The following is a 14,883-nucleotide window of genomic DNA, read 5'->3' as shown; positions in this document are numbered from 1 at the left end:
GGAGCGCCAATGCTGAACACAGAAGACATTCTCTGTAAAATGCTTTTCGCACAATTGCAGTCCATAGGTTTTTTCACAGAAAGTAAATCCCAGCCAGTATTGGAGAATTTCTATGGCAGATGGTTAGAAGAAAGCCACTCGTTTTTAGAACGCCATCAATTTCTCAAGCGGACGGCGAATGGACATGTTCCAACACGCTCAATAGGAACCGTGAGTGAACTGTGGATGGAATGGAATGAACAAAAATCGGACCTGCTTCAAGACAATAATATGAAAGCCATGGTGACATTGGTGGAGACAGCACTTAAAGCCTTGCCGGATATTCTGACCGGCAAGGTGTCTGCCACCGATATCCTGTTTCCGAATTCATCAATGGATCTAGTAGAAGGCGTCTATAAAAACAACCAAGTCGCAGACTATTTTAATGATGTGCTGGCGAACACACTAACGGCCTATCTGCAAGAACGTCTGAAGCAAGAGCCTGAGGCAAAGATTCGCATATTAGAAATCGGAGCCGGAACCGGCGGTACAAGCGCGGCTGTTTTTCAAAAGTTGAAAGCCTGGCAGACACATATAAAAGAATACTGCTATACAGATCTGTCTAAAGCATTTTTAATGCACGCAGAAAATAAGTACGGCCCGGACAATCCGTATTTGACATATAAACGATTTAATGTGGAGGAGCCGGCATCTGAACAGCATATTGATGCGGGGAGCTATGACGTGGTGATTGCAGCGAATGTGCTGCATGCCACGAAAAATATCCGGCAGACATTGCGAAACGCAAAAGCAGTTTTGAAAAAGAACGGACTGCTCCTCTTAAATGAAATAAGTGATCATAATATATATTCGCATTTGACGTTCGGCCTTTTAGAGGGCTGGTGGCTGTATGAGGATCCTGCTCTCCGTATACCGGGCTGCCCGGGTCTGTATCCGGACACTTGGGAAATGGTGCTTGAGAGTGAGGGATATCGCCATGTTTCCTTTATGGCTGAACAATCACATCAGCTCGGCCAGCAGATCATTGCTGCTGAAAGTAACGGAGTCGTCCGTCAAAAAAAGAAAACTGAGATAGAAGATACAGCACATTTACAAATCGATGCGGAAAAAGTTCATTCACAGGATAACGATTCTCTCATTGAACAAACGATTCAATTTGTGAAACATACGCTGGCAAAATCGATCAAACTATCACCAGAGCGTATTCACGAAGATACGACTTTCGAGAAGTATGGAATCGATTCGATTTTGCAGGTCAATTTCATTCGTGAATTAGAAAAAGTAACGGGGGATCTTCCAAAAACCATTTTATTCGAACATAACAACACAAAAGAACTCGTCGACTATTTAGTCAAGGAGTACGAAAGTAAGCTCCGGACAGCACTGTTAAAAGAAACACAGCAGCCTGCAAAACACGAAGCACCTGTTCAAAGGGAGCGTGCAGCTGCTAGTAAGCCGCTAGCTTTTACCGCACGCCGCTTTGCCGGAGAGCAGCAGATCAAAGAAACTCAGCAAGCATCAAATAGTGAGTTGAAAAAAGAAAAGACAAGCCATTTCCAAGTGGCACAGACGAATGATCATGGTACAGAAGATATCGCAATAATCGGGATCAGCGGACGCTATCCGATGTCTGCTGGCTTAGAAGAGCTTTGGGCGCATTTAATCGCTGGAGACAATTGTATTACAGAGGCGCCGGAATCCAGATGGCGCACATCTTTATTGAAAACATTATCAAAAGATTCAATACAGTTGGCAGATAAGAAGCGGTATGGCGGATTTTTACAAGACATTGAAGCATTTGACCATCAGCTTTTTGAGGTGGAGCAAAGCCGGGTGATGGAAATGACACCGGAACTGCGCTTATGTTTAGAAACCGTCTGGGAAACATTTGAGGATGGCGGCTATACCCGAACCCGGCTGAATAAACTGCGGGATGATGATGCCGGAGTGGGTGTCTTTATTGGGAATATGTATAACCAATATTTTTGGAATATCCCATCAGTAGAGCAGGCAGTCCTCAGCTCAAATGGGGGAGACTGGCATATCGCAAACCGCATTTCCCACTTTTTCAACCTGACTGGACCGAGTATCGCTGTCAGCTCAGCATGCTCCAGTTCATTAAACGCCATTCATCTTGCCTGTGAAAGCCTGAAATTGAACAGCAGCTCTATGGCGATTGCGGGAGGAGTCAATTTAACACTCGATCTCTCAAAGTATGATTCTCTGGAGCGGGCCAATCTGCTGGAAGGCGGAAACCAAAGCAAAAGTTTTGGCACAGGAACCGGACTTATTCCCGGGGAAGGTGTCGGAGCAGTCTTGTTAAAACCGCTTTCGAAGGCAATGGAAGATCAGGATCATATTTACGCTGTGATCAAAAGCAGTTTTGCCAATCATAGCGGCGGAAGACAGATGTATACAGCACCAGATCCGAAACAGCAAGCAAAATTAATCGTCAGGTCGATTGAGCAGTCGGGCATTGATCCGGAGACTATCAGCTATATTGAATCGGCTGCAAATGGTTCAGCGCTGGGCGATCCTATTGAAATGATTGCATTAACAAACGCATTTGAACAATACACGAATAAGAAACAGTTTTGCGCGATAGGTTCTGTCAAATCCAATCTGGGACATTTGGAGGCAGCTTCCGGCATTTCTCAGCTGACAAAAGTTCTGCTGCAGATGAAGAAGGGCACGCTGGTGCCGACAATCAACGCAACACCTATCAATCCAAATATTAAACTGGAAAACACAGCTTTTTATCTTCAAGAAAAAACGGAGCCGTGGCATCGCTTGAATGATCCTGAAACAGGAAAGCAATTGCCTCGCAGAAGCATGATCAATTCCTTCGGAGCGGGGGGAGCCTATGCCAATCTCATTATAGAAGAATTTATAGAGATGGCTCCTGAGAGACGGATCACTTCCCACCAGCCGGAATGTACAGCCGTTTTTTCAGCAAAAACAAAATGGAGCCTGCTCAGCTACCTTGAAAACATGCAATTGTTTTTAGAGAAGGAAGCTGCTCTGGATATTGAACCAATTGTACAGGCTTTACACAGAATAAACCACGATTTAGAGCATAGGGCTGCATTTACAGTAACATCGACTCAGGAACTGATCGAAAAACTAAAGATGTTCCGTACATCCAAAGAAAGCTCACGCCAGCAAGGTATTTATACATCATTCGATTTACAGCCGTGCGCGGGATCAGCCCAAAAGGAACGAGAAACAAGCGCAGCAGAGCAATGGGCAGCAGGGGCATCCGTTGATTTTAAAGAAGCAGCTCAAGGGAACGGATCCGGCTGGGTTCGCCTGCCGCACTATGCATTTGATCATCATACATCATTTCATTTCGATGTTCCGGCGGGTCAGGGGAAACCATCAGCTGTCGAAAGCAATAACAATCATCCGGTCATACAAGATCAATTCACATATGACGAGCCTTACGTGCAAGGCCACGTCTTCAACAATGAACGGGTGCTTGTCGGCGCGACATACAGCAGTCTGGCCATTGACGCATTTTTCAACATGTTTCCTGAGGGAAACAGCGGCCGTATCAGCAAATTAAGCTATATCAATCCAATTGTCATCAAACAAGGCGAGACCATTGAACTGCAGGCAAAGCCTCTTCAAAAAAACCAAGTCATAGAATTACAAATCATGTACCGTGAGCTGGCCTCTGATACATGGAAGCCTGCCGCAATCGGGCAATGCCAAAAAAGTTTGTTTGAAACAAAAGAAGTCAATATCGAAAGCTTAAAGCAATCGTTAACCGAGCTTCATCACATCGATCAGATGTATAAAGCCGGAAATGGCCCTGAGTGGGGATCGTTATTTAAGACGATTACACATCTTTACAGAGATCATAAGTCCGTACTGGCAAAAATTCGCCTGCCTCAAAGCGATCTGGCAAACGGGCATCATTACACTGTAAGCCCATTGATGACAAACAGCGCCTACTTGGCTATCCTTAGTTTCTTAGAGCAATTTGACATTGAAGGAAGTTTCCTGCCATTTGGAATCAATGATATCCAATTTACTAAACATACGATACAAGAGGATTGCTGGCTTCTGATTACATTGGTTAAGAATACAGGTGACATGCTGCTGTTCGATGTAGATGTGGTCAATGAATCGTCAGAAACGGTGCTGCGTTATTCGGGTTACTCGTTAAAACAACTGCGAGTTACAAATCAAATAAGGAATGAAAATCAGAACATCAAAGCCCGCGGTCTAAAAGACCGTATCAAAAGCTATGTAACAAATAAACTGGCAGTAAACATGGCCGATCCGTCAAAACTGGCTCTCTCAAAAGCTCATATTATGGAATTGGGTATTGATTCCTCTCAATTGGTTGGGCTGACAAGGGAGATCGAATCAGAAACAAAAATCGACTTAAACCCGACGTTGTTTTTTGAATATCCGACTGTACAAGAGCTTATTGAATTTTTTGCGGACAAACATGAAGCATCTTTTGTTCAGCTGTTTGGTGGAGTTGATCAGCAGCAGGAACGTTCAGCTCAAATCGAAAACCAAATGAAACAGATTCCGGCTGATGAGATGAAGACGGATAAAGCAATCAAACATGCAGCCGACGGCATAGCCATTATCGGCATGTCGGGACAGTTTCCAAAAGCAAACAGCGTAACGGAATTTTGGGACAACATCATTCACGGAAAAAACTGTGTCTCTGAAGTGCCGAAAGAACGCTGGGACTGGCGTGAATGTGCCTCAGTTGATAAAGAAGGATCATCAAGCCTTCAATGGGGCGGATTTATAGAAGGAATAGGTGAGTTTGACCCGCTGTTTTTTGGCATATCACCTAAAGAAGCGGCACATATGGATCCGCAGGAGTTTCTGCTCTTAACACATGCATGGAAGGCGATGGAAGACGCAGGCTTAACAGGACAGGCCTTATCCAGCCGTCCGACAGGCGTATTCGTCGCAGCTGGCAATACGGATGCAGCTGTGATTCCTTCCTTAATTCCAAACCGTATATCGTATGCGCTGAATGTAAAAGGGCCAAGCGAATATTACGAAGCTGCCTGTTCCTCCGCTCTTGTGGCTTTGCACAGAGCTATACAATCCATCCGAAACGGCGAATGTGAACAAGCCATTGTCGGGGCTGTGAATTTGCTGCTTTCACCAAAAGGATTCATTGGCTTCGACTCAATGGGATATTTGAGTGCGGATGGACAGGCCAAATCCTTTCAAGCAGATGCGAATGGCTTTGTCAGAAGTGAAGGCGCAGGGGTTCTCATCATTAAACCTTTGCAAAAAGCCATTGAAGATTCCGATCATATTTATTCGGTCATTAAAGGTACAGGTGTATCGCATGGCGGCCGGGGAATGTCACTGCACGCGCCAAATCCGGCCGGTATGAAGGATGCAATGCTGAAGGCTTATGAAGGAGCGCATATTGATCCCAAAACGGTGGCCTATATCGAAGCGCATGGGATCGCCTCTCCATTGGCAGACGCGATAGAAATAGGTGCGTTAACTTCAGGCTTAAGCCAGCTAGAGTCGGAACTTCCACAGGAAGTACAGGAGGAAGCGCCGTGTTATATCAGCAGCTTAAAGCCGAGCATTGGACACGGTGAACTGGTCTCCGGTATGGCTGCTCTCATGAAGGTCAGCATGGCGATGAAGCATCAAACCATACCAGGCATTTCCGGATTTTCTTCATTGAATGATCAGGTGTCAATAAAGGGCACCCGTTTCCGAATGATTCCGGAGAACCAGCAATGGGAGGATGTAAAGGACGATTCAGGCAGAATCATCCCGCGCAGAGCGGGTATCAACAGCTATAGCTTTGGAGGCGTAAATGCGCACGTCATTTTAGAAGAATATATTCCTTCATCAAAAGCACCGGTTAATATGAACGAGAATGAAGCTCATATTGTGGTTCTTTCAGCAAAAAATCAAGACAGGCTAAAAGCAGTTATTCAACAGCAGCTTGATTATGTGAACGAACAACAAGAACTGTCGTTGCCACATTATGCTTATACACTTCAAACCGGACGAGAGGAGATGGAGGACCGGCTGGCGCTGGTCGTCCGAAGTAAAGAAGAACTGGTTATCGGCTTGCAAGACTGCATAACAGCTGCGGAAAAAGGCGGAAAGCCAAAAAGTTCTGTGCCTGTTTTTTGCGGGAATGCAGAAGAGGGCTCGTCAGATATCGAAACCTTGCTTGATGGGCCATTAAGAGAAATGGTGATAGAGACCCTGTTGTCTGAGAACAACCTTGAAAAGATCGCATTTTGCTGGACAAAAGGGGTGCGAATCCCGTGGGAGCAGTTTTATCAAGGAAAAGGCGCCAGCAGAATACCGTTGCCAACCTATCCGTTTGAAAAGAGAAGCTGCTGGAATGGCTTTCAAGCAATAGAGAATACGCCTTCTGTTTCACATGAGATGCATATCAACAGCAGCGATCATCACATGTTAGCTGATGTATTAGGGATGGATCCAGAAGAACTGCATCCTCATAAGCCATTGCAGCATTACGGGTTTGATTCGATTTCTTGCATACAGTTATTGCAGCAACTGCAAGCAAAGGTTGATCCTTTCATTACCTTGGCGGAGCTGCAAGCATGCCAAACTGTGCAGGATATGACGGACTTGATCGCAAAGAAACAGGTGGATGCCTCCTTACAAAACGAGCACACTCGTACGTTCCCGGAATTGATACCGTTAAATGACGGCAAGCGGGGGCGCCCTGTATTTTGGTTCCATGGCGGGGTAGGGGGCGTTGAAATCTATCAGTCATTTGCAGAAAAAAGCCAGCGCCCTTTTTACGGTATTCAAGCAAGGGGATTTATGACTCAACATGCTCCTTTGCACGGAATTGAACAAATGGCTTCCTATTATATAGAGATCATCCGAGCCATTCAGCCGGAAGGCCCTTATGATGTAGGCGGATATTCCTTAGGCGGAATGATTGCATATGAAGTCACACGCCAGCTGCAAAGCCAAGGCCTTTCTGTCAAAAGCATGGTGATGATTGACTCTCCATACAGTTTTGAGACGAAAGAGAATGAAGCTTCTATGAAAACATCAATGCTGCAAACGATCAATACGATGCTAGCATCGATTGCGAAGCCGGATAAGCTTACTGACGTTCTCATCAGCCGTGAAGAGGTAGACACAAACTCAGAGGATGAAGAATTCCTGTCTGAGCTGATTGATTTGGCAAGAAAACGGGGATTGAACAAACCGGAGAAGCAAATACGTGCGCAGACTCAGCAAATGATGAAAACCCAGCGTGCCTATGATGTTGATTCGTACACTGTTAATCCTCTGCCTGATCCTGAGGCGGTAAAATGTTATTACTTCCGCAATAAAAGCGGGTCTTTCTTTGGAGATTTAGACATTTATTTCACTTTCTCAAATGAAAAAGCACCGTTTGATCAATCTGCCTACTGGGAGGAATGGGAGCGGCAAATGCCACATTTCCATCTGGTGGATGTCGAATCAAACAACCACTTCATGATATTAACAGAACCTAAAGCCTCCAAAGCCATGTTAGAATTTTGCGAAAAACTCTATTCAAACAGGGGAGTCGTTAACGCGAATTTCCTTAAGGCTTTCCGGAAAAAACATGAAGCGAAAGAAGATGAATTGGTGAAGCGCTGAGAAACACAAACGCCCCCTTTTGAAGGGGGCGTTTTGAATATGTTATTTTGAAAGTAACACAGGGAGACTTTCTAACCCTCTTAAAAAGACATTTTTTCTCCATTGGATGTCATCAGGCGCTGCCGCGAGTTCAATATCCGGGAATCTCTTCAGAAGCGCGTTAAATGCAATGTGGCCTTCCAGTCTGGCTAGCGGCGCTCCTAAACAGAAATGAATGCCAAAGCCGAAAGAAATATGTCTGTTAGGCGACCGATTTATATTTAGTATTTCCGGGTTCTCAAAAAAGCTTGGATCGCGATTGGCAGATCCGATGCCTATAAAGATCATGTCTCCTCTTTTGATCGAAACCCCCTTGTATGTAAAGTCCTCGATGGCCCACCGATTTGCCATCATCACAACAGGCGAGGTGTATCGCAGCAATTCTTCAACAGCTGTAGCGATCATTTCAGGATGCTGCTTGAGCTTCTCGCATTCCTCCTTGTGCTGAAGCAATGCGAGAGTGCCTGATCCAAGCAAGTTAACAGTTGTTTCAAGACCCGCTACAACCAGTAAAAACAGCATCGAATAAAGCTCTTTTTCGCTTAACTTGCTGCCGTTTTCTTCAGCATGCACAAGTTTGCTGATTAAATCGTCTTTTGGCTGTATTCTTCTGTCGTGGATCAGCTTGGCGATATAGTCTTTAAATTCATGAAGGGCTTGATTTGTCAGCTCTCTGTTACTTTCAGAGGTATCAACCATCGCATTGGTCCAGATTTGAAACTGTGCCCGATCCTTTTTAGGAATTCCCATCAATTCAGATATAACAATAAAAGGCAAAGGGGATGCGAAGGATTTCATGATATCCGCTTTCTTTTCTTTTTCCATTTCATCTAAAAGCTGTTCAGAAATGTGTTCGATGCTGCCGCGCAGATTTTCAATCGTTCGGGGAGTAAATGCTTGATGAACAAGTGATCTCAAGCGGGTGTGATCAGGTGTGTCTTTTGCCAGCATATGATCGGATACGAAATCGATATCCTCGCTGACGTTGAGCATTTTGATTTGTTCTTGGCTCATCACGTTTTTAACGTCTCTTGTAATCCGATTGTCTTTTAAAAAGGCCATACAATCATCGTATCGGGTAATTAACCAAGCCGGATATGTGCCTCCGAACCGTTTTAATTCAAATCGGTGAAGGGGATCTTCCTCTCTAAATCGGCCCAAAACTGAAAAAGGATTGTGATGAAATTCTTTTCCGTGCGGATGAAACATCAATTTTTCCATTTGCATTCTCCTCGCCTAATAGGGTAAATAGATGTTTTTGCAGAACCAGCTTGTGAAATACAGAATTATTTGAAACTTAATCCTGTCTCTAAAACTATATATCTATTTTAGGCGTCATTCAATAGGGTGAAGAACGAAAAAATGAAAAAGTGGCTCCATGTAAAGCAGCGCCTTTGAATGATAGCTCAAAGGCGCTAAGCTGTATGATTTTGATGAAAGTGACCGTCAGCTGTGCTGGACATCAAATGTATAGACTGCACGATCTGTTACGACCTTCAATCCTTCGTTTTCTTGGTGAATATGAATATCACCTAATAAAGGAATCTCATAGGCGTTCTGCGGAAGCGGTATGTCGCCTTCTTCTGTGAATGTTGTTCCTTCGCCTTCTAAAACGAGTTCTTCATTTGCAACATAGTCATCAGGATGATTGGTGCTGCGTATCCCCACTTTTTCAAGGTGAAGAACAATCTGATCCAAGTCAGAAATCTCTTCATCATGGGTCAATTCACCTTTTCTAATATCAAGTGTTTGGCCGACTTTTGATTCCAGCCATTGAGAAAGCTGTGTATTCGGGTGTGCCATCAATATTCCTCCTTTTGATCTACACGATACTATTCCCAATTGCTGCATCTTTTACACGGAAAAGAGCCGCCTCACCCTTTATGTATGAAACAACTTGTTGTTCAGTGCCTTGATATAACGTACGGCAGAACGCTGGACCGCTTCGTCGGCATTTTCTTTGACAACTTTTGAAAAAGCATTATAAATCCGGTTAAATTGAAGCGGTTTCACTTTGGCTGCTATTTCTTCAACTTTGGAGGCTGGGAGAGGAATGAGATTTGGATAGCTGTACATAAAGCTGACCCAGTTTCGATCCGCCGCAACTGCAATGATATCCCCGGTCAATAGACAGCCTTTCCCTTCATTGCCGTTGCGCCAATGGAGAACAGCACCGCCTTTAAAGTGTCCGCCCAAGCGGTAAAGGTCCAGTCCCGGCTTCATGTTGAGCGTTTCCCCTGACCAGAACTGAATGTGATTGCTTGGCCTTGCCACCCATTCTTTGTCATCCTCATGAATATAGATCGGGGCCTGAAACGCTTCAGCCCACTCCACCTGAGCAGAGTAATAATGCGGATGAGACAAAGCGATGGCTTGAATTCCGCCTAATTCGTTGATTTGCTTAATTGTCTTTTCGTCAAGATATGAAATGCAGTCCCACAGCACGTTAAAGCCCTTATGCTGGATCAAATGTGCTGTTTGTCCGATCGCAAACTCTGGTTCGGTTTTGATGCTATAAAGATGTTCTTCTTCTTTTTTGAGGATGTTTTGAAGGTTTCCTTTTTCATGCATGTCTGCAAGGGTTGTCCAAGCTTGTCCCTCCGGATGAATATACTGCCGTTCGTCATCGCAAATTAGACATGAGTCCGGCGGATTTACTGTTTGCGCATGTTGTACACCGCATGTCTCGCAGATATAATATGGCATTTCTTTCACTCCCTTCATTTATTTTCTATATTTTATCCCATTATTATGAAATTTGAAAATATAAAGCCGGCAAGTCTACTGAGAGATTTGCCGGCTCTATGAAGCTGTCTATTGGCCGGGAACGGAATTTTTTGCGTTGACAGCGCCCGCGCCGTAAACATTCGGATCTTCATCTTTCCATTTGTCCGTGCCATTTTTCAAAAGCTCTTTCACTTCATCAGGTGTAAGATCCGGGTTTTGCTGCAGGATTAAAGCTGCGATTCCTGCACATATTGGTGTTGCCATCGATGTTCCTGACATTGTAAAGTACTGAGATCCTACACGGCTTGACTTTTGAAGCTTATCGATATAAGAATTTGGAGAGCGAAGGGAAATGATATCAACACCCGGCGCTAAAATATCGGGCTTTACTTTCCCGTATACTGTCGGCCCGCGGCTTGAGAAGGAAGCGACCGTATCATCATCGCTGCTTGCGGTATCGTTATCGTCAAGGGCACCTACTGTCATCACCTTTTCGCTCACGCCCGGGCTTGCAATGGTTTGTGGATCAGGCCCAGAGTTTCCGGCAGCGACACAGACGACAATCCCAGCGTTCCACGCTTCGTCAACCGCTCTGACTAACGGGTCTTCCTGTTCATTATCATATCTAAGCGCATCGCCCCCGAGCGACATACTGATAATATCGATCGGTTCATCCGGATTATCCTCATTATATTGAATACACCACTCTACACCTTCAATAATGTCCGCTAATGTTCCTGAACCTTGCTTGTTCAATACCTTTACGCCGATTAGATTGGCTTCAGGCGCAGGTCCACGGTATTGGCCGGAAGAGGATGCGCCGCTGCTGGCGACATCACCTGCACAGTGTGTGCCATGGCCATTATCATCATACGGCTCAGTTTTTTGATTGACCATGTCGGCGAATCCGATAATCCTGCCTTCTAAATCAGGGTGCGGGTAGATTCCTGTGTCGACAACAGCGACAGTAACACCTTTTCCTGTCAGGGTTTGCCCGTTTCTGACAACTTCCTTCGCGTGGCTTGCTTCGGTTGCCGTGTCTAGAAGCGCTTTGACTTCACGGTTTAAATACACTTTGCGGATATCACTGCATTCAGAAAGAAGTAAATCTAGCGCTTGTGGGGTCACCTCCGCGCTGCAGCAATTGATTGTGTTGAAGCGTCTTTTTAGCTTGCTGCGTTTTTCTTTTTGCAGCACCTCTCCAGCCATTTGAAAGCCGGTCTCGTGACAGCCTTCCTCAAATTCAATAATGACCGACAATTTTTTTCGGTTTTTCAATTTGGTTTCGAAAAACTGATGCAAGAAGCAAGGAGTCCATTTGAAGGGCTTGTAAAGCTGCAAGACGCTTTCCCGTAACGGCCAATCTAGCTTATGAGCATTTGCTCTCACCATTTGTACCATAGAGTACCCAAACATGTATTTTCCTCCTATTATAAGGTATTCTGTATACTCTATGAACGGATGATAGGTTTGGTAAGTTTGTTTGTCCTTCATAGTAAGCGGACAAGAGTTGGTTTTAATGAATCTTTTGAATCAAATACGAAAGATTCAGGAGAGGAGGCAATCATTGGGGATTGAAAAAGAACATTTGTTCGTATTATAATGTTGTCATCAAACTGGCAAGGAGAGAACAACGTATGAATTTCTTCTTACATCGGTCTTTGGAAAGCCAAATGCCAATCAGCATTATATATATGAAGAAAGACGGAACGATTAGTAAAAGAACAATTATTGTAAGGCAGAAAAGCAAAACGCAAATCAAAGCTTTTTGTTTTTCGAAACAACAGATCAGAACGTTTTTGTTAGACTCTATTCTCTCTTGTGACTTTGTGAGAACAAATAAGCAAAACTTCCATTTTTCAGGCCGATAACAGGCTGTCCGTCTCAGCATGCCGGACAGCTGCTAAAAAATCTCCTTACACCTCTATACATGTATTTGCCAAGTGAGGTTGTTCCTACCTTTTTTGTCTTTCCTCTCAATCTTTTTTCACTCATATTTGAAACGAACCACTATTAACCGTGACAATCAATTGATTTTTTGAAACCGGGAACTTTTTCACTGCTGATATAGTGTATACAATGGTAAGATAAAACCTATTGGCTAAACCTCATATAATGAACCGCGCCATTCTTATGAAAGGAGTTAAACATGAGAAGATTTTTACTAAATGTCATATTAGTCTTAGCCATTGTCTTATTTCTGAGATATGTTCATTACTCATTAGAACCTGAACCATCTAATCAGCCAGATACATATTCAAATTTCAGCAGCTTGGCAGAAAATGAGAGCCCGGCCGATTATGATATTTCTTATAATGAAAAAAAAGGAAGCAAAGTCTTAATTATGTCTCCGCATGGCGGAAGAATTGAAGGCGGAGTAAGCGAGCTTGTGCGGTATTTCAATAATGAATACTCTACATACCTGTTTGAAGGCTTAAAGTCACACGATAATCAAACATTGCATATTACAAGCACCAACTTTGATGAGCCATTGGCTGGAAAGAAAATCAAGGAGCATCAATATGTTGTGGCTTTTCACGGATATAAAGGGGAAAGTAAGAATACACTTGTTGGAGGCACAGACCGAAAGCGTGCGAAAATGATCGTAAGGGCCCTTGAGAGAAGGGGGTTTTCAGCTGAGTTAGCGTCATCTAAAAGCGGCCTTGCTGGATTGAATGCCGAAAACATTAACAACAAAGGGGAAACGGGGCTGAGTATCCAGCTGGAAATCAGCCGCGAGCAGAGAGAAGCATTTTTCGATGATTTTTATTATAAAAATAGGAAATACACAAAGAACAGTGAATTTTATGATTATGTCCGTGCAATCAACAGTGTCCTTGAACAAGAGTATTCATAACAAGCAGACAAGAAGACAAAATAAGAGAAGATCAGTAGACTGAAATAGGATCATTAAAGGAGGCAAAACAGACGATGGCAGATCATCATTTTTATTTAAAAGCGAACTGGCCGGGTAAACGCAACGACGTTGGTACGATCGAAAGCGGAAACCTCATCACATCTATTTCCATTCCTAAAGAAATGGATGGACCGGGAGAGGGGACCAACCCGGATGAAATGCTTCTCGGGGCGGCAGCAACCTGTTACATTATTACACTTGCTGCGATGATGGAAAGAAGCGGGCTGGAAAAAGAAGACCTGCAGATGGAGTCAGAAGGTATTGTCGACGTCACCAAAGGAGTCTTTACATACAAAAAGATCATTCACCGCCCCTCCGTCGTGCTCAAACAGGATGCTTCACAAGAGGATGTCGCATTGGCGCACAAGCTTTGTGAAAAGGCGGAGTCGTCTTGCATGATTTCACGCGCCATTCAAGGAAATGTCGAGGTGCAGCTTGAAGCCTCTGTAAAACCGGGTGGTGAATAAAAAACAGACGGTCACTCACAGACCGTCTGTTTTTTTTCTTCAGCAGGGGCTTTCGATTGATTTAAAACGACGACGCCTGCAATGACAAGCGTGAGCCCGAATACTCCCTTTAAACTGATGGTTTCGCCAAAAAGCAAAAATCCGACAATGGCTGTAAGCGCCGTTCCAACACCCGACCATGTCGCATACGCGCTTGATAAGTCTAATGTTTTTAAAGAAAAGCTTAGAAAGGCAAAAGCAGAAAGAAATCCGCCAATGACTCCGATAATGGGCCACGATTGTGTAAATCCTTCTGAAAGCTTCAGCATCGTGCTCCCGAAAACCTCAGATACAATGGCAAGAGCCAAATAAAGAAATCCTTTCATCATCATCAACACTCCCTTACTGCCAGTTAAGCAACACAACTCCTGAAATTAATAAAAGGATTCCGATAAGTCCTTTCACGTTCAGTTCTTCCTGGAACCATTTCACTCCGATCACTGCCGTCAGCACCGTGCCCACACCGCTCCAAGTTGCATACGAGAGGCTGAGGGGGATATGGTTTAAGGTGAGTGACAGCATGTAAAGGGCGATGAAATAGCCAATCACGACCAAGGCGCTGGGCTTCCACTTTTTGAAGCCGTCAGACACTTTCAGCATGGCCGCTCCAATTGATTCCGAGCATATGGCAATCGTGAGGAATATGTATCCTATTAACATCGTAAATGCTCCTCACTTCAAATGTGTCTTGAGATCATAAAATCGTCAGCTAGAAAAATAGTAGTGTATGCCTAACAATGAGTCAAGAGATTCGTTTCCGGTCCCATAAAAAAGACCCCTTTTTAAGAGGTCTGTTGTGCTTAATAGTAATAAGGATATGGAGGATAGTAGGGATATCCGCCATACAAATAAGGATTAAATAAAGCACTTCCTATAAGCCCGCCTGCAAGGCCTCCGATAAACGGCCCTCCAAAAAAACCAAATGGCCGGCCAAAACCAAATCCATAGCCAAATCCAGGTCTTCCAAACCCAAATGGTCTTCCGAATCCGTAAGGCCTTCCAATGATCCTTGTATCTGCAGCAGTGAAATAATGATCTACCTCATTCATGTTTTCTTTCCTCCTG

The 14,883-nt window shown here is 44.2% G+C and carries 11 protein-coding genes; 4 read left to right on the top strand and 7 right to left on the bottom strand.

Features of this window, described 5'->3' with window-relative positions:
* Positions 1–9 precede the first annotated feature (9 nt).
* On the top strand, positions 10–7,629 hold the full coding sequence (locus JMN17_RS05375; protein WP_202327656.1) for a beta-ketoacyl synthase N-terminal-like domain-containing protein: 7,620 nt from the start codon (positions 10–12) through the stop codon (positions 7,627–7,629).
* A 42-nt stretch (positions 7,630–7,671) separates the two neighbouring features.
* Here JMN17_RS05375 and JMN17_RS05370 read toward each other — a convergent pair whose 3' ends face one another.
* The 4 genes from JMN17_RS05370 to aprX form a co-directional block, all read right to left on the bottom strand.
* Positions 7,672–8,889 carry a cytochrome P450 family protein gene (locus tag JMN17_RS05370; RefSeq protein ID WP_087991469.1) on the bottom strand — a complete coding sequence of 406 codons (1,218 nt, stop codon included), beginning with the start codon at positions 8,887–8,889 and terminating at the stop codon, positions 7,672–7,674.
* 225 nt (positions 8,890–9,114) lie between these two features.
* A complete protein-coding gene (locus JMN17_RS05365; protein ID WP_202327655.1) occupies positions 9,115–9,471 on the bottom strand; it encodes a hypothetical protein in 357 nt (118 codons plus the stop codon).
* 78 nt (positions 9,472–9,549) lie between these two features.
* On the bottom strand, positions 9,550–10,374 hold the full coding sequence (locus tag JMN17_RS05360; RefSeq protein WP_087991471.1) for an MBL fold metallo-hydrolase: 825 nt from the start codon (positions 10,372–10,374) through the stop codon (positions 9,550–9,552).
* Positions 10,375–10,482: 108 nt separating this feature from the next.
* The gene (aprX, locus tag JMN17_RS05355; protein ID WP_202327654.1) at positions 10,483–11,811 is read right to left on the bottom strand and encodes a serine protease AprX; all 1,329 of its coding nucleotides are present in this window, start codon (positions 11,809–11,811) and stop codon (positions 10,483–10,485) included.
* A gap of 221 nt (positions 11,812–12,032) precedes the next feature.
* Between aprX and JMN17_RS21695 the strand changes: the two genes are divergently transcribed.
* From JMN17_RS21695 to JMN17_RS05345, 3 genes are all read left to right on the top strand, one after another.
* Positions 12,033–12,266 (top strand): hypothetical protein, encoded by a 234-nt coding sequence (locus tag JMN17_RS21695; protein WP_087991473.1) that lies wholly within the window; start codon positions 12,033–12,035, stop codon positions 12,264–12,266.
* Positions 12,267–12,544: 278 nt separating this feature from the next.
* Positions 12,545–13,252 carry a poly-gamma-glutamate hydrolase family protein gene (locus JMN17_RS05350; RefSeq protein ID WP_087991474.1) on the top strand — a complete coding sequence of 236 codons (708 nt, stop codon included), beginning with the start codon at positions 12,545–12,547 and terminating at the stop codon, positions 13,250–13,252.
* A gap of 74 nt (positions 13,253–13,326) precedes the next feature.
* Positions 13,327–13,779, top strand: coding sequence for an OsmC family protein (locus JMN17_RS05345; RefSeq protein WP_087991475.1), 453 nt, complete (start codon positions 13,327–13,329; stop codon positions 13,777–13,779).
* Between the two features lie 11 nt (positions 13,780–13,790).
* On the opposite strand, the gene ebrB is transcribed toward JMN17_RS05345, so the two are convergent.
* The 3 genes from ebrB to JMN17_RS05330 form a co-directional block, all read right to left on the bottom strand.
* Positions 13,791–14,144, bottom strand: a complete 354-nt coding sequence (gene ebrB, locus JMN17_RS05340; protein WP_202327734.1) for a multidrug efflux SMR transporter subunit EbrB — start codon at positions 14,142–14,144, stop codon at positions 13,791–13,793.
* A 16-nt stretch (positions 14,145–14,160) separates the two neighbouring features.
* A complete protein-coding gene (gene ebrA / locus JMN17_RS05335) occupies positions 14,161–14,478 on the bottom strand; it encodes a multidrug efflux SMR transporter subunit EbrA (RefSeq protein ID WP_087991476.1) in 318 nt (105 codons plus the stop codon).
* 140 nt (positions 14,479–14,618) lie between these two features.
* Complete coding sequence (locus JMN17_RS05330) at positions 14,619–14,867, bottom strand: hypothetical protein (protein WP_087991477.1); 249 nt, start codon at positions 14,865–14,867, stop codon at positions 14,619–14,621.
* Positions 14,868–14,883 lie beyond the last annotated feature (16 nt).

Source organism: Bacillus sp. RHFS10 (genome assembly GCF_016757475.1).
Taxonomy (GTDB): domain Bacteria; phylum Bacillota; class Bacilli; order Bacillales; family Bacillaceae; genus Bacillus; species Bacillus subtilis_G.
Note: the sequence above shows the minus strand (reverse complement) of the source record. Positions and strands in the feature narration are given on the sequence as shown.

Coding starts and splice junctions, on each gene's coding strand:
- ebrA (WP_087991476.1), bottom strand. CDS start 14,478: ATGTTAATAGGATACATATTCCTCACGATTGCCATATGCTCGGAATCA.
- JMN17_RS21695 (WP_087991473.1), top strand. CDS start 12,033: ATGAATTTCTTCTTACATCGGTCTTTGGAAAGCCAAATGCCAATCAGC.
- JMN17_RS05345 (WP_087991475.1), top strand. CDS start 13,327: ATGGCAGATCATCATTTTTATTTAAAAGCGAACTGGCCGGGTAAACGC.
- ebrB (WP_202327734.1), bottom strand. CDS start 14,144: ATGAAAGGATTTCTTTATTTGGCTCTTGCCATTGTATCTGAGGTTTTC.
- JMN17_RS05370 (WP_087991469.1), bottom strand. CDS start 8,889: ATGGAAAAATTGATGTTTCATCCGCACGGAAAAGAATTTCATCACAAT.
- JMN17_RS05360 (WP_087991471.1), bottom strand. CDS start 10,374: ATGCCATATTATATCTGCGAGACATGCGGTGTACAACATGCGCAAACA.
- JMN17_RS05350 (WP_087991474.1), top strand. CDS start 12,545: ATGAGAAGATTTTTACTAAATGTCATATTAGTCTTAGCCATTGTCTTA.
- JMN17_RS05365 (WP_202327655.1), bottom strand. CDS start 9,471: ATGGCACACCCGAATACACAGCTTTCTCAATGGCTGGAATCAAAAGTC.
- JMN17_RS05375 (WP_202327656.1), top strand. CDS start 10: ATGCTGAACACAGAAGACATTCTCTGTAAAATGCTTTTCGCACAATTG.
- aprX (WP_202327654.1), bottom strand. CDS start 11,811: ATGTTTGGGTACTCTATGGTACAAATGGTGAGAGCAAATGCTCATAAG.
- JMN17_RS05330 (WP_087991477.1), bottom strand. CDS start 14,867: ATGAATGAGGTAGATCATTATTTCACTGCTGCAGATACAAGGATCATT.